The organism is Burkholderia sp. LMG 13014, from assembly GCF_905232215.1.
In the GTDB taxonomy this organism is placed as follows: domain Bacteria; phylum Pseudomonadota; class Gammaproteobacteria; order Burkholderiales; family Burkholderiaceae; genus Burkholderia.
Genome location: NZ_CAJNKE010000013.1, coordinates 13,150 through 30,993 on the forward strand (window position 1 = coordinate 13,150; position 17,844 = coordinate 30,993).

Annotated in this window: 18 protein-coding genes and 5 pseudogenes; 15 read left to right on the forward strand and 8 right to left on the reverse strand. The window is 63.6% G+C overall.

The features are described from left to right. Positions 1 to 25 precede the first annotated feature (25 nt). Positions 26 to 931: a LysR family transcriptional regulator gene (locus JYJ84_RS03495; RefSeq protein WP_175221418.1), complete on the forward strand. Its 906-nt coding sequence runs from the start codon at positions 26 to 28 to the stop codon at positions 929 to 931. Between the two features lie 36 nt (positions 932 to 967). Here the strand turns inward: JYJ84_RS03495 and JYJ84_RS03500 are convergent, their stop codons facing one another. The 4 genes from JYJ84_RS03500 to JYJ84_RS03515 form a co-directional block, all read right to left on the reverse strand. Beyond that, a complete protein-coding gene (locus JYJ84_RS03500; RefSeq protein WP_175221419.1) occupies positions 968 to 1,684 on the reverse strand; it encodes an SDR family oxidoreductase in 717 nt (238 codons plus the stop codon). A 50-nt stretch (positions 1,685 to 1,734) separates the two neighbouring features. Then, positions 1,735 to 2,403, reverse strand: coding sequence for a peroxiredoxin-like family protein (locus JYJ84_RS03505; RefSeq protein WP_175221420.1), 669 nt, complete (start codon positions 2,401 to 2,403; stop codon positions 1,735 to 1,737). A 308-nt stretch (positions 2,404 to 2,711) separates the two neighbouring features. Continuing rightward, entirely contained in the window at positions 2,712 to 2,894 is a 183-nt protein-coding gene (locus JYJ84_RS03510; protein ID WP_175221421.1) for a hypothetical protein, read from the reverse strand. Between the two features lie 105 nt (positions 2,895 to 2,999). Next, entirely contained in the window at positions 3,000 to 3,356 is a 357-nt protein-coding gene (locus tag JYJ84_RS03515; protein WP_175221422.1) for a helix-turn-helix domain-containing protein, read from the reverse strand. A 92-nt stretch (positions 3,357 to 3,448) separates the two neighbouring features. On the opposite strand from JYJ84_RS03515, the gene JYJ84_RS03520 reads away from it, so the two are divergent. Together JYJ84_RS03520 and JYJ84_RS03525 are read left to right on the forward strand one after the other, a co-directional pair. Continuing rightward, on the forward strand, positions 3,449 to 3,775 hold the full coding sequence (locus JYJ84_RS03520) for a nuclear transport factor 2 family protein (RefSeq protein WP_175221423.1): 327 nt from the start codon (positions 3,449 to 3,451) through the stop codon (positions 3,773 to 3,775). Then, positions 3,775 to 4,506, forward strand: coding sequence for an oxidoreductase (locus JYJ84_RS03525; protein ID WP_236027223.1), 732 nt, complete (start codon positions 3,775 to 3,777; stop codon positions 4,504 to 4,506). Before JYJ84_RS03520 ends, JYJ84_RS03525 begins: the two co-directional genes overlap by 1 nt. 180 nt (positions 4,507 to 4,686) lie before the next feature. Here JYJ84_RS03525 and JYJ84_RS03535 read toward each other — a convergent pair. Then, positions 4,687 to 4,865 (reverse strand): annotated as a pseudogene (locus JYJ84_RS03535) (fumarylacetoacetate hydrolase); the annotation flags it as partial. Beyond that, a pseudogene (locus JYJ84_RS03540) lies at positions 4,856 to 5,635 on the reverse strand (LysR substrate-binding domain-containing protein); the annotation flags it as partial. The pseudogenes JYJ84_RS03540 and JYJ84_RS03535, both read right to left, overlap by 10 nt. Before the next feature lie 140 nt (positions 5,636 to 5,775). On the opposite strand from JYJ84_RS03540, the pseudogene JYJ84_RS03545 reads away from it, so the two are divergent. After that, positions 5,776 to 5,997, forward strand: a pseudogene (locus JYJ84_RS03545) (transposase); the annotation flags it as partial. A 42-nt stretch (positions 5,998 to 6,039) separates the two neighbouring features. Further along, positions 6,040 to 6,279: pseudogene (locus JYJ84_RS03550) on the forward strand (transposase); the annotation flags it as partial. A gap of 138 nt (positions 6,280 to 6,417) precedes the next feature. Here the strand turns inward: JYJ84_RS03550 and JYJ84_RS03555 are convergent. Beyond that, a pseudogene (locus tag JYJ84_RS03555) lies at positions 6,418 to 6,712 on the reverse strand (ISL3 family transposase); the annotation flags it as partial. Between the two features lie 237 nt (positions 6,713 to 6,949). On the opposite strand from JYJ84_RS03555, the gene JYJ84_RS03560 reads away from it, so the two are divergent. The 6 genes from JYJ84_RS03560 (at position 6,950) to JYJ84_RS03585 (ending at position 11,548) form a co-directional block, all read left to right on the forward strand. Continuing rightward, positions 6,950 to 7,270 carry a DUF4148 domain-containing protein gene (locus JYJ84_RS03560; protein WP_175221424.1) on the forward strand — a complete coding sequence of 107 codons (321 nt, stop codon included), beginning with the start codon at positions 6,950 to 6,952 and terminating at the stop codon, positions 7,268 to 7,270. 271 nt (positions 7,271 to 7,541) lie between these two features. Further along, positions 7,542 to 8,456, forward strand: coding sequence for a dioxygenase (locus JYJ84_RS03565; RefSeq protein ID WP_175221425.1), 915 nt, complete (start codon positions 7,542 to 7,544; stop codon positions 8,454 to 8,456). Between the two features lie 13 nt (positions 8,457 to 8,469). Beyond that, positions 8,470 to 9,219, forward strand: coding sequence for an SDR family NAD(P)-dependent oxidoreductase (locus tag JYJ84_RS03570; RefSeq protein ID WP_236027225.1), 750 nt, complete (start codon positions 8,470 to 8,472; stop codon positions 9,217 to 9,219). Between the two features lie 18 nt (positions 9,220 to 9,237). Continuing rightward, positions 9,238 to 10,119 (forward strand): 3-keto-5-aminohexanoate cleavage protein, encoded by an 882-nt coding sequence (locus tag JYJ84_RS03575; RefSeq protein WP_175221427.1) that lies wholly within the window; start codon positions 9,238 to 9,240, stop codon positions 10,117 to 10,119. Between the two features lie 104 nt (positions 10,120 to 10,223). Further along, positions 10,224 to 11,201, forward strand: coding sequence for a zinc-binding alcohol dehydrogenase family protein (locus JYJ84_RS03580; protein WP_175221428.1), 978 nt, complete (start codon positions 10,224 to 10,226; stop codon positions 11,199 to 11,201). Continuing rightward, positions 11,198 to 11,548: a cupin domain-containing protein gene (locus tag JYJ84_RS03585; protein WP_175221429.1), complete on the forward strand. Its 351-nt coding sequence runs from the start codon at positions 11,198 to 11,200 to the stop codon at positions 11,546 to 11,548. Before JYJ84_RS03580 ends, JYJ84_RS03585 begins: the two co-directional genes overlap by 4 nt. 41 nt (positions 11,549 to 11,589) lie before the next feature. Here JYJ84_RS03585 and JYJ84_RS03590 read toward each other — a convergent pair whose 3' ends face one another. Then, a complete protein-coding gene (locus JYJ84_RS03590) occupies positions 11,590 to 12,654 on the reverse strand; it encodes a LacI family DNA-binding transcriptional regulator (RefSeq protein WP_175221430.1) in 1,065 nt (354 codons plus the stop codon). A 382-nt stretch (positions 12,655 to 13,036) separates the two neighbouring features. On the opposite strand from JYJ84_RS03590, the gene JYJ84_RS03595 reads away from it, so the two are divergent. The 4 genes from JYJ84_RS03595 to JYJ84_RS03610 all read left to right on the forward strand — a co-directional run bounded on the left by JYJ84_RS03595 (position 13,037) and on the right by JYJ84_RS03610 (position 17,633). Continuing rightward, entirely contained in the window at positions 13,037 to 14,047 is a 1,011-nt protein-coding gene (locus tag JYJ84_RS03595; protein WP_175221431.1) for a sugar ABC transporter substrate-binding protein, read from the forward strand. Between the two features lie 93 nt (positions 14,048 to 14,140). Then, the gene (locus tag JYJ84_RS03600) at positions 14,141 to 15,646 is read left to right on the forward strand and encodes a sugar ABC transporter ATP-binding protein (RefSeq protein WP_205182757.1); all 1,506 of its coding nucleotides are present in this window, start codon (positions 14,141 to 14,143) and stop codon (positions 15,644 to 15,646) included. Positions 15,647 to 15,648: 2 nt separating this feature from the next. Continuing rightward, positions 15,649 to 16,629, forward strand: a complete 981-nt coding sequence (locus JYJ84_RS03605; RefSeq protein ID WP_175221433.1) for an ABC transporter permease — start codon at positions 15,649 to 15,651, stop codon at positions 16,627 to 16,629. Continuing rightward, positions 16,626 to 17,633, forward strand: a complete 1,008-nt coding sequence (locus JYJ84_RS03610) for an ABC transporter permease (protein WP_175221434.1) — start codon at positions 16,626 to 16,628, stop codon at positions 17,631 to 17,633. The genes JYJ84_RS03605 and JYJ84_RS03610 overlap by 4 nt, the downstream gene beginning before the upstream one ends. Positions 17,634 to 17,844 lie beyond the last annotated feature (211 nt).

Here is a 17,844-nt window from a genome sequence, read left to right on the forward strand (position 1 = left end):
CCCCCGAAACCTGGAGATGCAGCCGATGGACCGACTCGCGGCAATGGAAACCTACGTCAGCGTCGTGGAAGCCGGTTCGTTCTCGGCCGCGGCGAAGCGGATGAATCTCGGTCAGCCGGCGATCTCGAAGTCGATCGCGCAGCTCGAGGAGCGGCTCGGCGCGCGCCTGCTGCTGCGCTCGACGCGCGGGCTCACGCCGACCGACGCCGGCCACCGCTTCTACGAACATGCGAAGCGGGTGATCCGCGAGGCGGACGAGGCCGAACACATCGTGCGCGATGCGTCGTCGAGCCTGTCCGGCAAGCTGCGTGTCAGCGCGGCCGTGTCGTTTACCTGTCTGCATGTGCTGCCGCTGCTCGACACATTTCTGAGCCGTCATCCCGATCTGGAGATCGACCTCGTGCTCGACGACCGCAACATCGATCTGCTGGAAGAGGGCACCGACGTCGCGCTGCGCATGGGCACGCTGATCGACTCGTCGATGATTGCGCGCCGCATCGCACGCAGTCCGCGGATCGTGGTCGGCACGCCCGCGTATTTCGAGCGGGCCGGTGTGCCGAATGCGCCGGCCGAACTCGCGCGCCACCAGGCGATCGTGTATTCGCAGCGCGGCGGCGGGGAAGCGTGGTCGTTCAGCCGCAATGGCACCGAAGTCGCGGTGGCCGTGTCCGGCCGGGTGCGGGTGAGCGCAGCCGAGGGGATGCGGACCGCCGTGCTGTCCGGCATGGGGCTCGCGGTCGCGTCGCGCTGGATGTTCTCGCCGGAGCTCGCATCGGGCGCGGTGCAGGCCGTGCTGACCGATTGGGAATTGCCGCCGATCGACCTGTGGGCCATCTTCCCGGCCGGCCGGCTCGTGACCGCGCGTGCGCGCGCTTTCGTCGAATTCGTCGAGCAGGTGCTCGCCGGGCAGGACGCCGCGCCGGCGGCCTGAAACCGTGCATCGCGCGCGCCGTTCCGTGCGCGTCGTTCAGAACGGTGCCTTGCCGATCGACGCGCCGCCGTCGACGTGAAGCGTTTGCCCGGTCATGAAGCCCGCGTCGTCCGACAGCAGGAACGCGATCGTCGCCGCGATTTCGTCGGGCCGGCCGAATCGCCCCATCGGTACCGCAGACAGATAGCGGCGTTCGCCTTCGCTGCCCGGCGCATTGTTGGCACGGAACAGTTCGGTTTCGGTCGGCCCCGGTGCGACCGCGTTGACCGTGATGCCCGTACTCGCGAGCTCCAGTGCCCACGACCGCGAGAAGCTCACGAGCGCGGCTTTCGCGGCCGCGTATGCGGTGCGTTGCACGATGCCGAGCACGGTCAGGCTCGAAATATTGACGACGCGCCCCCAGCCGCGCTCGCGCATGCCGGGCAGCAGCGCCTGAACGGTCTGGACCGCCGGGTGGAGGTTCAGTCGCAGCACGTCGTCTAGGTCGGCGAGCGTCACATCGCTGATCAGTTGTGGGCGAACGAGGCCGACGTTGTTCACGACGCCGTCGATCGCGTGGCGCCGCAGCAGTGCGGCCAGGACGGCATCGGTCGCCGCGCGATCGCCGAGATCGACGCGGACGAGCTCACCGGGAAAATCCGCGTCGTCGCGCGCGAGGCCGATTACATGGTGGCCGCCGCGCACCAGACGTTCGGAGAGGGCGCGTCCGATCCCCTTGGTTGCGCCGGTGACGAGAAAAGTACGGGATGTCATCAAGGTTTCCTTATCGATGGATGGACTCGAACGCGCCGCTGGTGCGTCGCTCAGGCGTGCGTGGCCTTTTCGATCACCGGCAACATCTCCGACGGATCGGGACGATGCGTATAGTCGGGATTGACTTCCGAATACAGCACGATTCCGTTCTGGCCGATCACGTAGCGCGCGGGCATCGGCAGCGTCCAGCTCGGGTCGTTGTTGAAGGCCGGCAAATCGTTCTTCAATTTCTTGTACAGGTCGACGAGGTAGTCCGGCAGCGCGAAGCGCAGCCCGAACGCGGCGCCCGTCTCGCCGTTCACGTCGCTCAGCACCGGGAAGCCGAGCTCGTTGGTGCGGACCGACTTGCGGCTGTTGACGGCCGTCTGCGGCGAGATCGCCACCACGTTTGCGCCGAGCTCGCGGAGCGCCGGCAGCGCTTCGTTCAGTGCCTGCAATTCGAGGTTGCAATACGGGCACCATACGCCGCGATAGAACGTGACGACGAGCGGCCCTTTCGCGAGTAGCTCCGCCGACGATACGTCGTTGCCGTCCTGATCCTTCAGGCGGAACGTCGGTGCGAGGTCGCCGGCCTTGATCGCGCGCGCGGCCTGGCCGCTGGCAATCAGCTCGGCCGTCGCGCGCTCCATGATCGGGTGGATGTCGGGCGGTGCGTTGTACGGCGGTTTGCCCGCCTTGAAGTCGGCCTTGAATGCGTCGAGTTTGTCCTGGAGCGACATGGCGAATCTCCTGTGTGTGGAAGGAACCGGCTGGTCCGGCCGGCGAGCGGTGGCTCGTCGTGGAATTCATCTTGGTCGAAGCCCGGCCGTGTCGGTAGCGGGGCCCGGTGAATAACTTCCATTCCCACCGGGCATGGGGGGCGTCATGACGTTTGGGGGCGGGCGATGCGGCGAGATTGACGCCGTGGCGTCGAACCGGATCCGGTCCGGATGCCGCTACTGCTTGCTTCACGAGCGGGAAATCGACGACCGTGCCGTTGATGCGGTTCAACGTGTTGGTGAAGATCGTCAGCGCGATGGCCAACGTTTCAGCCAGTTGCGTGTCGGTGTAGCCGGCTGCGCGGATCGCGGTCGACATCGTCGTCGGAGAGCGTCCTGCTCATGCGCTGCAGGGTCAATACGAAGCGGACCGGTGCGTCGCGCTTCGGGTCGCCGGGGTCCGTGTGGGCCGAGCGGATCGCGCGCAGCGCGTCGCCCGACAGCCCGGTCATCTTGCCGCGCAGATTGTGTGCGGCGACGCAGTAGTCACACCCGGTGTCAGCGCTGCCAAGCAGCTTGATCGCTTCGAGATCCTGATGTCAGGGTTCAATGTGGTCTTAAGACGCGTCGGCATCGGGTGATGATGCAAAGCGCTCGCGTTGCTCCGCCCATTTCAGCATCGCATCCAGGGCAGGGCACAGAGCCTGTCCCCAATCCGTGAGTCGGTACTCGACCTTCGGCGGCACTTGCGCATAGAGCTTTCGCGAAACGATTCCGTCGGCTTCCAGTTGCCTCAGTTGCTGCGCCAGCATCTTCTGGGAAATGCCGGGAATCAATTTCTCAAAATCAGAATATCGCTGCACTTTTCCGCCGAAGAGATGGAAAAGAATAATCAATTTCCATCGGCCTTCGAGCAGCTGGATCACTTGTTCTACCCCTAGCGCGGCAGTCGCTGGCGTGTATTTCTTTCCCATGGTTCAGTAGCTTACTTTTTGGTGCGTTCTTGTGGAATGGTCAGTCTATGACGAGAATACCCGGCAGGAAAGCCCACGGCGAGAATGCAGACATGATCCCTTCACTACCGGATTCAATTCGCGTCTATTTCGATTTCAGCAATGGCTCCGACACTGCCCGGGTGGCCCAATGCTTCACGCAGGACGCGGTCGTCGTTGACGAAGGCCGGACGTACTGCGGGCACGACGCGATCGAGTCGTGGAATCGTGACTCACGGAAGAAATACGCGTTCACGGTCGAGCCTGTCGCCGCTTCCAGAAACGGCGAGCGACTGACGATTACGGCCCGTGTTGTCGGAAACTATCCCGGCAGCCCGGTGCAACTCGACCATGTGTTTGATCTGGCGGGCGACAAGATCGGGTCACTGGAGATCCGCTGATGTCGACGACTTTGGAATTGAAGGACAAGCGTGTGTTGGTGACTGGCGGTACCACGGGTATCGGAAAGGCCGTCGTCGGCTTGTTTCGCGAACTCGGCGCGCGGGTACTCACCACGGCACGAAAACAACCGGCCGATACACCGGCCGACATCTTCGTCGCGGCGGATCTGGCGACGGTCGAGGGCTGCGACGCCGTAGCCAAGGCAGTGCTGGCAAACTTTGGCGGCGTTGACGTCATTGTCCACGTCGTGGGCGGTTCAAGCGCACCTGCCGGAGGCTTCGCCGCATTGGACGAAGACGCGTGGCAGAACGAGTTGAACCTCAATTTGCTGCCCGCCGTCCGACTGGATCGCGCATTGTTGCCAGGCATGCTGGCACAACGCGCAGGGGTCGTCATTCACGTCACGTCGATCCAGCGCATGCTTCCGTTGCCGGAATCGACCACGGCCTATGCGGCGGCGAAGGCCGCGCTTTCGACCTGCAGCAAAAGTGCCGTGATGCTCGTCTATCGCAAGGACCGGATGCGCGGCGCGGACGTGCTTGCCGCACTCGAGCGGATCGCCGAGGTGCGCGACTGCGCGGTTCTCAGCGGCGAGGTCGACTTGCTGGTGCAGATAGAGGCGGCCACGCATGAGCGCATCAGCGACATCTGGGCGACCATCAGCGCATTGGACGGCGTGCAGAACATCACGACCAGCTTCGTGCTCGACTCGGTCGTTCATAAGCGGTGACGGCCCGGCGCCGTGGATGAAGACCGACCGGCGCCGCCTGCCATCGATACGGCGCGAACCGATCACGACCGGGCATCGTGCACCGACGTTGCGGGGCAGGGGGCTTGCCGTCGACCCACTGCCCGTCGATCGGGTTCGCGAACGCTTTCGCGTCGTCGAATCTCGCCGTTTCTCGCCGCCTCAGGCGCCGAGCAGGCCGCGTGCGGCCAGGTTGGCGTACAGGGCGCGCACGCCGAAGGTCCAGGGCGCACCGCGTAAAGCCGCACGGTATTGACGAGTGCGCCGAGCGTGGGCGTCGAGATGGCGACGCGGTCGCCTAGGTGATGCGTGAATCCGCCGCCGGGTGCGTCGCGATCCTGGGATCGCCGATTGCAACTCTGTGCCCTTCCGCCGCAGCGGTGAGCGTCAATTCGAGGGTATCGAAAACGAGCCCACGGCTCGCGTCGATCTGCCGTGCCCCAACGCTTTCCAGCCAGCATTGCCACTCCTCATGGCCGTGCCCGGGATGGAGCAATGTGACATGAGCAAGGTCGGCTGCCGAGCCAAGCGATGCGGCCATTTCGCTTGTACACATCGGTATGAGTTGCTCGGCAAACAACGGAACCGCGTCCATGCCCGCCCACTGCCCGGTTCCACGCACAACGATGGCGTCGACGTCAGGTGTAGTGAAATCCGGCGTGTCGTCCGCCGATGTGGAGATGCGAAGTTCTGTTCCAGGCAACGCGTGATTGATGTCTGCCAGCCGTGGAAGCAACCAACGAATCGCGAACGTGGATGGCAACCCCAGGGTGACGATAGACGCTGTCTTGGCGTGAATGTCTGCGTGTTGAACCAGTTGCGTGAGTACGCTTACGGCCACGGTCAACAGTTCGCTTCCTTCTGCCGTCAGCGTCAGCCCAGACGCATGGCGCACGAAAAGTGCACACCGGTAGTGCGATTCCAGTTGCTGGACCTGACGGCTCACCGCGCCCTGCGTTCGACACAGATGGCCGGCGGCTCTGCTGATGCTCCCGAGTTGCGCCGCGGCGACGAACGACTGGAACGCTGTCAGCGGCGGCCGCGTCAGGTCGCCCAATGGATATGCATGGGCTGCATACCCGGGTTGCGGATTTTTCGATTGTTCGGTCATTGGTGCATCGCTATCCTGCCTGTACCGGAGGCGCGTCCGTTCGAATGCGTGGAATTGTCAACGAATGATCGGAGAATTGGACCGGCCAGCCTTTCGTAGACATCTTCCAGCCATAATTTACGGCAACCGAGGAGGTCAGTATGAGCGGCAAGCGGTACACGGATGAGTTCAAGATCGAAGCAGCCAAGCAAGTCACCGAGCGTGGTCATACGGTGGCGGACGTGGCCCAGCGTTTGGGCAATACAACGCACAGCCTGTGTGCCTGGCGGGCGAAGTTCGATAAGCCAGACGTCGTGCGGCAGGTTGAACTCGACCAAAGCGCCGAGATGCGGCGACTGAAGGCCGAACTCAAGCGGGTAACCTGGTTATGCGCTGGTTGCGATGCTGCAATCGGCCTGACCTGCATCCCGCCTGGCAGTCCGTGGCAAAACGGATTCGTCGAGAGCTTCAACGGCAAGCTGCGCGACGAATTGCTGAATCGCGAATGGTTCCGCAGCCGTGCCGAGGGCCAGGTACTCATCGAACGCTGGCGACGGTTTTACAACGCGCGCCGGCCCCATAGCGCGCATCGCTATCAACCTCGGGCCACGGTCCGTCGAGCCTGGCTGGATTCCGATAATATCGACGCGAGACTCACTGCCTGATTGGTCACAAAATTCCGTCTCAGGTCAAAATTTCGCCATCTCCGGCGCGTCACCGAAGCGACCAGTCGCTTTCCCGAACGCGACACGTTGATCCTGTTGCTCGGCATCGCATGTGGCATGCGGGTAGCGCCCCAGTCAGTCCAGTTTCTCGAGTCGGAGGCCTTCGCAGTGCTCACACCAGACCCTCCGGTGCGGAACCTGTCGTGCCGCCCGGTATTCGAACAAAGGAAAATCCCGTAGCCGCCGGGTTGTCGTCTCGTGAATCTGCTGGCAGCGCGTGCCACACTGTTCGCAGTACATCACCTTGCTCACCGGCTTCAAATGCAGTGACAGCGTCAGACTACTTTCCGACGGCCATTGCGCTTGCTCAAGACGGTAACCCTTCCAGTAGCCGGTGCCTGAAGGTCTTGCGATCCAGTAATTCGTCCTCCAACGCCTGTTCTTCGCTGCGTCAGATTACAAACTGCCTCGAAAACTTCCACGGTTTTACGCGATTTACCAATTGTTTCTTCATCAGTCAGGAAAATTCAGGTGTCTTAAGAAAAATCATCTTGGCGTCGTGTTACTTGTGGAGGGCGTGAATCGGATGAAGCCATGATCGATACCGGTCGAATTGGCGCCGGCACGTACAACCTTGTCATTCAATCATCGACGAAAAAAGGAGAATCACATGAAGAAGTCCAGCTTGGTGCCGCTCGTGCTCGCTGTCCTGACGGGAGTCGTTCTGCTTGGTGCACCGGTCGCGTACGCAGAGGATGCGGGCGGAACATCGGCCACCCCCGACGCCCCGATGTCGAAGCAGGCGCTGAAAGCGCAACGCAAGGCGCAACGCAAAGCGGCTCGGGTCAAACGGAACCAGGAACTGAGCACGCTCGAGAAGAATGGCTATCGCGTGAGCAAAGACGATCACTATCCTCAGAGCCTTCAAAGGGCCGAGCACAAAGCCGCAGCTCAGAAAGGGGCTGACGACTCGACTCCGCCCGGGCAGTAACGATCCAGCGCCGCGACCCGCGCCGCGGCGCCAGCGCGGGTCGAGTCACGGCGTCTTGTCATATGTCCAAGCGCACGCCACACACGCCAGCAGCACGCAATCGTCGGCAACGCTCATTCCTTTGAGTCAGTTTCGTGCAAACGGTTGCGTCAAGAATGATACCCATGGCTGCTGGAAATTTCGCCTAATTTAGGGTTAACGCTCTATCCATCGCTGATAGTCGACTAGTACTATTGCATCAAGTTATGCAAACGGTTGCATGGAGGAAATCATGGCGGAAGGTACGGTTGCAAGCGCGATTACCGACGATCCCGCGTCGGTTACCGCGATCGTCAAGGCGGCGATGGCGGGGACTCAAGACGCTCGACTGAAGGAGATCGTCAACGCGCTGGTCGATCACGGACACGCGTTCCTGAAGCAGGTAAAGCTGACCGACGAGGAATTCGAGCGCGGTCTCGCGTTTATCCGTGCCGCGGGGCATGCATGCAACGAACGACACAATGAGGTCGTGCTGCTGTCCGACGTGCTGGGTTTTTCGACGCTCGTCGCATTGCTGAACAATTCCGACGCGACGGAGCGCACGCCCGGCGCGTTGCTCGGGCCGTTCTACCGCAGCGGTTCGCCGGTCTACGAAAACGGCCAGTCGATCGCAAGCTCGGGGTCTCCCGGCTCGCCACTCTTCATGCGCGGCTGTGTCGTCGACGTGTCGGGCCGGCCGGTCAAGAACGCACTAGTCGACGTCTGGCAGGCCTCGCCCGTCGGACTCTACGAGAACCAGGACCAGAGCCAGCCCGACCGCAACCTGCGCGGCCGCTTTCATACCGATGCAAAAGGGTGGTTCAACTTTAAAACCGTGCGTCCCGCCGGATACCCGGTGCCCATCAATGGCCCCGTCGGTACGCTGCTCGCGGCGCAGAACCGCCATCCGTACCGGCCCGCGCACATCCACTTCGTCATCGTCGCGGAAGGTCATGCGACGCTGGTGTCGCAGGTGTTTGCCGATGATTCGGAGCATCTCGACTCGGACGTCGTATTCGGCGTGCATCGTCGCCTCGTCGGCAATTTCGAGCGCCATGACGCGGAGACAGGGCCACACGCCGATACCGACGAGGTGTATTACACGCTCGACTTCGAATTCGTCATGGCCGACGGTACGCCGACGTACCCGACGCCGCCCATCGACTGAACAGGAGGGGACAGTGTCACGCAACCTGAACGAGAAAGTCGCGGTCATTCTCGGCGGCACCGGCGGAATCGGCGTCACGACCGCAGTGCGTTTCGCCGAAGCGGGCGCGCGTGTTGTCGTGGTTGGACGAACCGACCTGGACGCAGCGTGGCGCATTGCCGACACGCTGCCCGGCGAAGGACATTCGGGCGCGGTCGCGACGATCACCGAGAGCGCGACGCTCACTGCGCTCGCCGATGAGGTGCGCGCGCGTTACGGGCGCGCGGACATCCTGGTGAATGCCGCCGGCTTTACGAAGCCGGTTCGTCATGCGGACCTCGATGCGCTGACGGACGATCTGATCGACGAGATCATGAAGGTCAACTGGCGCGGCCAGTTCTCGGCGATCCGCGCATTTCGTGCGCTGCTCGACGCAACGGGCGACGGGCTCGTCGTCAACGTGTCGTCCATCGCGGGCACGACCGGCAACGGCAGCAATGTCGCGTACTGCGCAGCCAAGGCGGGCGTCGACGTGATGGCACTGTCGCTCGGCCGCGCGCTTGCGCCGAGCATTCGGGTAGTAAACGTGTCTCCGGGCGTGGTGGATACGCAGTTCGTTCCCGGGCGCGGCGACGATTTCAACGAGAAGGCCGCCGCGACGACGCCGCTTCGCCGGATCGGCGCGCCGGACGATGTCGCTTCCGCCATCGTCGCCTGCGCGACGACGCTTACTTTCAGTACCGGCACGACGATCGTCGTCGACGGCGGACGCCGGCTGAACTGATTGTCTGGAGATCTATCGATGCATCCTCGCAAGACCATCATTACGTGCGCGGTCACGGGCAACATCACCCGACCCGAGCAGCATCCGGGCCTGCCGGTCACGCCCGAGCAGATCGCGCATGCGTCGCTCGAAGCCGCGCAGGCCGGCGCCGCCGTCGTGCACATCCACGTCCGCGATCCGGCCACGGGCAGACCGTCGATGGACCTCGAGCTCTATCGCGACGTTATCAACCGGATTCGCTCGGTCGATCGCGAGCTGATCATCAATCTGACGACCGGTCCGGGCGGACGTTTCATTCCGAGCGACGACGATCCCAAGGTTGCCGCGCCAGGCACGACGCTGCTGCCGCCCGAAAAGCGCGTGGAACACATTCTCGCGCTGAAACCCGACATCTGCAGTCTTGATCTGAACACGATGAACTCCGGAGCCGAGGTCGTCATCAACACCCCGAAGAACGTCACGCGGATGGCCGAGGTGATCCGCCGGGCAGGCGTCAAGCCGGAGCTCGAGATCTTCGATTCCGGCGATATCCATCTGGCGCGGGATCTCATCGCGAGTGGCGTGCTGGACGGCCCAGGGCTATGGACCTTCGTCAGCGGCGTCAAGTACGGGTTCGGAGCGTCGCCGGAAACGCTGCTCTATGCGCGCGGCCTGTTGCCGCCGGGGGCAATATGGTCCGCGTTCGGGGTCGGACGTTTCGAATTCCCGATCGTCGCGCAGGCGTGGCTCGCGGGCGGGCACGTGCGGGTCGGCCTCGAGGACAACATCTATATTGAGAAGGGCGTGCTTGCCGAGAGCAATGCGGCGCTCGTCGCGCGGGCCCGCGAGATCGTTACGCTGCTCGGTGGCGAGATCGCGACGAGCCGCGACGCACGCGAAAGCCTCGGCCTCTCGTCCTGAACGCAACCCAACGTTCGACATTCAACGCCACGGATGGATGCGCGGTGACCCGACGGTCATCGCGTCATGCATCCGAATCGACATCTTCCCGGAGACAATCGAGTATGAAATGCATTCGAGTCCAGCAGAAAAGCGCCGATATCAGCGCGCTCGCACTGAGCATCGACACCCGGCCTGTCCCGCAGGTCGATACGACCGACTGCCTGATCGAGATCGAGAGCGCCGGCGTCAACCCGAGCGATGTGAAGGCCGTGCTCGGTTTCATGCCGCACGCAGTGTGGCCGCGCACGCCGGGGCGAGACTACGCGGGGCGTGTGATCGACGGGCCGCCGGAGCTGATCGGCAAGGAAGTCTGGGGCAGCAGCGGCGAGCTCGGTATCCGTCGCGACGGCACCCACGCCAGCCATCTCGTCGTGCCGGCGTACAGCGTGCGCGAGAAACCGGCGAACCTGACGATGGACGAGGCGGGATCGATCGGCGTACCGTTCGTCACCGCTTTCGAGGGCTTGCACCGTGCCGGCGGCGTGCAGCGGGGCGACGTCGTGCTCGTGCTGGGTGCAAACGGCAAAGTCGGGCAAGCCGCTGTCCAGCTTGCGACGATGGCGGGGGCGGAAGTGATCGGTGTCGTGCGCGACGATCCGTCTTACGTCGGGCACGCAAGCGCCGATGTTACGATGATCAACGCATCGGCTGAGCCGTTCGACGAACTCGTGCTCGAGATGACTGCCGGCCGTGGCGCAAACATCGTTTACAACACGGTCGGGAGTCCATACTTCGAGCGTGCGAATCGTGCGATGGCCGTGCGCGGCACGCAGATCCTGATCTCGACGGTCGAGCGCGCGGTGCCGTTCGACATCTTCGCGTTCTATCGCGGGCAGCACACCTACGTCGGGATCGACACGCTCGCGCTTGACACGCAGCACTGCGCGGACGTCCTCGATGCGTTGTTGCCGTCTTTCGAACGGGGTGCGTTGAAGCCGTTCCCGATCGATGCCGATTGGGTGTTCGATCTTGCGGACGCGGCGCACGCGTATCGGGCGGTATTCAGCGGCACCGCGAACCGGGTGCTGCTCAAGCCATGAACGTTACGCGCTTTCGCGACGCGCCCGAATACTTCCCGCCGAATCACTTCGGGATGCAATGCGTGCGCCTGCAAGGGCGCGAGGCAGGTCCGGCCGAATCGCTCTGGCTCGGTGTGTCGACGATCGAGCCGGGCGGGCACACGACGATGGACGGGGCCGGCGTCGAGAAGCATTACGTCGTGCTGGAAGGCCGGGTGTGCGTGAGCACGGACGGTGTCGAAGCCGAATTGCAACCGTTCGATTCGTGCCGCCTCGCGCCGGATGAGCGGCGTTCGCTGCACAACCGCTCGGACCGCCCTGCGAGGATCCTGCTCGCGATGCCGTTCGCGCGCCCCCCGCGCGACTAGCTACGGCCGCATGCTCGGTGTCCGGCGGATCGGGCAACGCGTCAGCTCGAGCGCGCCTGACTGCCTGCGGTTCGAGGTGCGCCGGTCGACCCGCGTACCACCAGTTCAGGCGCCAGCGTGATGCGCAGCGGCGCCTTGCCCGGCGTGGCGATCATGCCGAGCAACAGGCGTGCGGCCTGCCTGCCCATCTCGTGATGCTGGATTCGTAGCGTCGTCAGCGACGGATTCAGCATGTCGAGCAGCGGCATGTCGTTGTGCCCGATCACCGAGATGTCCTTCGGGCAATCGATCCGCCGCTCCGCAAACACGTCGTAGCAACCGAGCGCGATCAAATCGTTCGCCGCGATGATGGCGGTCACGTCTCGATGCGCATCGAGCATTTGGGCGCACGCGGCGCGCCCGGCCTCGCGCGTGAACTCGTTTGCTTCGACGACGACATTCGCCGAGAGACTGTGCTGCTGGGTGGCAATCTGGAAGCCCTGCAGTCGCGACAGGCCGGTCGCCAGCCGCTCCGGCCCGGACAGATGTGCGATACGGGTATGGCCAAGCCCGACCAGATGCTCGACCGCAAGTCGCATCGACAGAAAGTCGTCGTTGACGACTTCGGGTACGCGGCCGCCTTCTTCGCCGCGATTGACCAGCACGACCGGCACGCCATCGAGGATACAGCGTCGCACGAGCGGATCCTGCCGTGCGGCAGTCGCGAGTACCAGACCGTCGACCTGACGCTCGAGCATTTGCTCAAGCATACGCTCCTGATCCTTGGGCTTGCCGACGATGTTCGCGATCAACACGCCGTAGCCTTCCGCCGCGAGTTCCTGCTCGATCCCGCAAACCATGGGCGGAAACACCGGGTTCGAGATGTCGGGCAGACATACGCCGATCACCTTCGATTGCCCCCCGCGCAGTGCGGCTGCGAGCCGATTCTGGCGATACCCGAGTGATTTGGCCGCAGCGAGCACGCGCCGCACGACCTCATCTCCGATCAGGTGGCGTGTGGCCGGGTTGAGCACGCGCGAGACCGTCGACGCATTGACGGACGCCGCTGCGGCGACTTCTCGAATCGTGACGCGGACGGTGCCGCGTGCTTCGGAGGATTGGCTCATGGAACCTGCCGGGGAATAGGGATCCGATTGTATCGATGCAATGGGTTGCGATCAATGTTGCAGGTAAAACCCTAATGTTTTCAGGACTAAACCTCATTGACAGCCCAATTCCCTTGGGTAGGATGTGCATACGTTTGCATTGAATTAAATCATATAAATGACGTAACCGGTCGAGCCGTTGCGAGAGTCGACGAAACCCGCGGCGGTCGGGTAGACAGAAACGCGGAAAAATGCGGGTCGATTGAAAGGGGAGGCATGGAGCGCCGGAGCGTTGCATGGCCACCTTTTTGTCTGGATTTATGCAAACGGTTGCATTGGGTCGCCCCAGATGCCACGCCGGCAAGCGGTGTGGCCAACGTGAACGACGGACAGGAGGCAGTGGATGGAGACGAACCTTAAACCCGAGCGCAAGACGGCACGCAGGCGGGCCGCGATGTGCATCGTCACCGCGTCGGTGGCGGCGATCGGCATCGCTCATGGCGCGAGTGCGTTGGCGGCGAACGAAACGATCGCCGCCTTCTACAAGAACCAGGTCGATCCGCATTTCGCGCTCGTGCGCGCTGGCGTCGACGCCGAGGCGAAGCAGCTCGGCGTGTCGGTCACGCACTACGCGCCGACGCGCCCGAACGATCTCGGCGAGCAACTGAGCGAGCTGGAAGACGTCGGCGTGAAGAAGCCGAACGCCGTGCTGTTCATGGGCGTGAATCCGCACGGCGTCGTGCCCGCGATCCAGAAGATCAACGCGGTCGGCATTCCGGTCGTCAACTACAACGATCGCGTGGCGGGCGGAAAGTTCTCGTCGGTCGTCGTCGCGGACGATTACAACCTCGGGCTCGACGTCGCGCGATACCTGTTCAAGAGCCTCGGCGGCAAGGGCAATGTCGTGATCCTCGAGGGCGTGAAAGGCTCGACGACGAGCGACGAGCGCGTGCGCGGGTTCAGGAAGGCCCTTCAGGAATTTCCGGACGTTCACCTGCTTGCGTCGCAGCCGGCGAACTATCAGCGGCTGCAGGCGCTGCAGGTGATGGAAAACCTGATCCAGTCGAATCCGAAGATCGACGGCGTGCTCGCAGCCGCAGACGTGATGGCGATGGGCGCGATCGAAGCCCTCGAGGCTGCGGGCCAGAAGCAGGTGAAGGTCGTCGGTATCGGCGGTGTGCCCGAATCGGTGAAGGCGATCAAGGAAGGGCGCCTGCTTGCGACCGCCGAATTCAACGGCTTCAAGATGGGCTGCATCGCGACGATGGCCGCGGTCCGCACGCTGCGGAAAGAACCCGTACCCGACACGGTGCTGATCAAGGGCATCGTGATCGACAAGACGAACTATGCACCGTTCGAGCTACCGGGCAATCAGCGTCAATGCCCGGCGTGGAACGACGTGGCCAGCAAGTGACGCGGCCCGCCGGGCCTGTCGCGAGTCGGCGACCCGGCTGTCGCCCGACGCCCGACGCACGGCGGTCCGCCGCACAGCACCGTGGAGATGAACATGGAAATCTCGACCGAGCGCGTTCCGCGTCTCGAATTACGCAAGATCTGCAAGAATTTTCCTGGCGTGGCTGCACTGACCGACGTCGACCTGACGTTGTATCCGGGCGAAGTGCACATGCTGCTCGGCGAGAACGGCGCCGGAAAATCGTCGTTGATGAAGGTGTTGTTCGGCGCCTACCGCGCCGATAGCGGCGAAATCCGCTACGACGGCATGCCGGTCGCGATCGAATCGCCGACCGACGCGAAGCGCCTCGGCATCGCGGTGATTTTCCAGGAATTCTCGCTCGTGCCGCATCTGTCGATCGCGCAGAACATCTATCTCGGCCGCGAGCCGCGCAACCGCTTCGGCCTCGTCGATCACCGACGCATGCATGCTGACGCCGCCGCCGTGCTTGCGCAACTCGGGCTCGCGTACGACACACGGGCCCATGCTGCGGACCTCGGCGTTGCGCAGCAGCAGATGGTCGAGATCGCGAAAGCGCTGTCGCACGACGCGCGCGTGCTCGTAATGGATGAACCGACCGCTGCAATCTCGGACAGGGAAGCCGATGCGCTGTTCACGGTCGTGCATCGCCTGCGCGACGCGGGCGTTGCGATCGTCTACATCTCGCATCGGATGAAGGAAGTGTTCGATCTCGGCGATCGCGTGACGGTCCTGCGCGACGGCCGCCTGGTCACGTCGATGCCGGCCGCCGACGCGACCGCCGACGAGTTGATCGCGCTGATGGTCGGGCGCAAGGTCGGCACGGTATATCAGCGCCGCTACTTCGGCGCGTGCGGCGAGATTGCGCTCGACGTGCGCGACCTGACGACGTCGACCGGCGTGAACGGCGTCGACATGCAGGTGCGCTGCGGCGAGATCGTAGGATTGTCGGGACTGGTCGGTGCCGGGCGGACGGAGGTCGCGCGCGCTGTGATCGGCGCCGACCCGATCCAGGGCGGTTGCGTTGAGATCTTCGGCGAAGCTGTGTTGGGTGGCCCGCACCAGGTGGTCAAACGCGGCGTGGCCCTGATTCCGGAAAATCGCAAGCAGGAAGGTCTTGCACTGCGCCGCTCGGTGCACGAGAACCTGCTCGTGTCGAGTCTGTGGCGCCTGTTCCCGACAGGCTGGTATCGCCCGGCTCGCGCACGGCAAGCGACACGCGGCCTGATCGACACGCTGCGGATCGCACCGGGCGATCCGGCAAAACGCGCGCGCAACCTGAGTGGCGGCAACCAGCAGAAGATCGTGATCGGCAAGTGGCTCAACGCGAACTGCCGCCTGTACATCTTCGACGAGCCGACGCGCGGGATCGATATCGGTGCGAAGACCGAGATCTTCAATCTGATCGAGCGGCTGGTCGAGGAGGGCGCGGCGGTCCTGCTGATCAGCTCGGAACTGTCGGAAATCGTGCACGTCTGCGACCGCGCATACGTGATGCGCGACGGCGCGATTTCGGGCGAGCTGCCGCGTGAACGGTTGAGCGAACAAAGCATTCTGGGTCTGGCAATGCACGGAGGTTGACGATGTCGATTGAAACGAAAAGTAATGGCAGGGATCCGGCGGCGCGGCCCAAACGGCCGCTCCCTTCGATCGTGTGGGCCAGTGTCGCGCTGGTCGCCGCGGCGACGTTCGGCGTACAGGGTTTCGCGTCGCGCGCGAATCTGGTCGACGTCGGCCTCCAGGTCTCGATCCTCGTGATGATCGCGATGCCGATGACCCTGGTGATTCTGAGCGAGGGGCTCGACCTGTCGGTCGGCGCATTGCTGAGCCTCAGCGGTGTCGTGTTCGCGCAGTCGCTCGGCGCGGGTGCCGGCATCGGTGTCGCGCTCGGCGCGGCCGCGGCGGTCGGTATCGCGATCGGCTTCCTGAACGGCACGCTCGTCGCGCGGCTGGGTCTGCCGCCGTTCGTCGTGACCCTCGGCACGCTCGGCGTCGCGCACGGTGTTGCACTCGTGATGACCGACGGTAACGCGGTGGTCGTGGCGAATCCGGCCGTTGGCGCGCTTTACGGGTCGTCGGTACTCGGGGCTCCATTTCCGATTGCCTGCGCGCTCGCGGCATACGCAGTCACGCATCTGCTGCTCTACCACACGCGGTTTGGAGCCTACGTGTTCGCGATCGGCGGCAACCGCGACGCACTCACGCTGGCGGGCGTGCGTGCCCGTCTCTACCACATCGCGATCTACGTGATGAGCGGTCTGTTCGCGGGCCTTGCTTCGCTGCTGCTCGTCGGCCGTATGAATGCGGCCGAGCCGAATGCTGCAATCGGGATGGAATTCGACGCGATCGCGGCAGTGGTCCTCGGCGGTACGTCGTTCGAACGCGGAGAAGGGTGGTTGCCCGGTACAGCGATCGGCGTATTGACGATCGGCGTGCTGCGCAATGCCCTCAACCTGATTGGAATCGAATCGTCGTTGCAGGTCGTGACGATCGGTTTGCTGGTCCTCGCGGTCGTCGTTATCGACAGCGTCCGGAAATCTCGTGTCGCAGGAGCACAAGCATGAGTACACGGAATCAATCTCCGTTCGTGGTGGCGCGCGTCATCGGCGTCGATCGCCGCAGCCGGCTTTCTGAAGACACGACCGCACTGATCGGTCGCGCGCTGTTTGTCTGCGTCATCGCGATTGCACTCGCATTCGCGTCGGACAGCTTCGCTACGTCCGCCAACCTGCTGAACGTGCTGAGGCAGGCCAGTCTGATGTTCCTCCTTGCGTCGGGGCTCACGATCGTGATCCTGTCTGGCGGATTCGACCTGTCCATTGCAGCGAATCTCACCCTGTCCGCGTGTCTGGCAGCGGGTGCGATGAAAGCCGGTGTCTCGCCGTGGCTGGCGGTCGCAGTCTCGATGTCGTGCGGGGCGTCGATCGGGCTGCTGAACGGATTGGCGGTCACGTTCCTGCGGCTGCCGCCGTTCCTCGCGACCTACGGGATGCTGTGGGTCGTGCAGGGGCTCGCGTTTCACTACATGGGCGGAAACGAGATCTTTGGCTTCCCGGCCGGCTTTCGCGCTCTCGGCACCGGGTTCTGGTGGGGCGTGCCGATTCCGGTCTACATGATGCTTCTCGTGCTGATCGTCGGCTCGGTCGTTACCGCCCGCCTGAACATCGGTCGCGAGATTTATGCGATCGGGTCCAATCCGGAAGTCGCACGCCTGTCCGGGATTCCGGTGCGCCGACGGCGGATCGCGGTGTATACGCTCAGCGGCCTGATGGCCGGGATTGCCGCGGTGGTCTATCTCGCGCGCGTGAATGCGGCCGATTCGGCGATGGGGGATCCGATCCTGTTGCCAGCGATCGCGGCGATCCTGATCGGCGGCGCGTCGCTGTTCGGCGGGACCGGCACCTTGCTCGGTACGCTGTTCGGCTGCCTGACGCTCGCGCTCGTCATCGACGGGATGAACCTGCTGAACCTAAACGCGAACCTGCAGCCGCTCGTTGTCGGCGCGGTGCTGCTGGTGGCGGTGCTTACCGACGCGATCGGTCGCCGGCATGCCGAGCGGATCGGCTGACGGTGCCGAAGTACCGCCTGCCCAACGAAAACAAAGAGACGATTTGACAAGCGGCGGGACTTTTCGGCGACGGTCTCCGACCGAATTGTCCTTAAGATGAAATCGAAATGACCGGCATCAACCGGTCAGCTCAGGCGGCAAATCAGCTCGGCTTTCGTCACGGTTCATCGCCGAAATGACCCGATAAATGCTTAGTCATGCAAAGCAAATA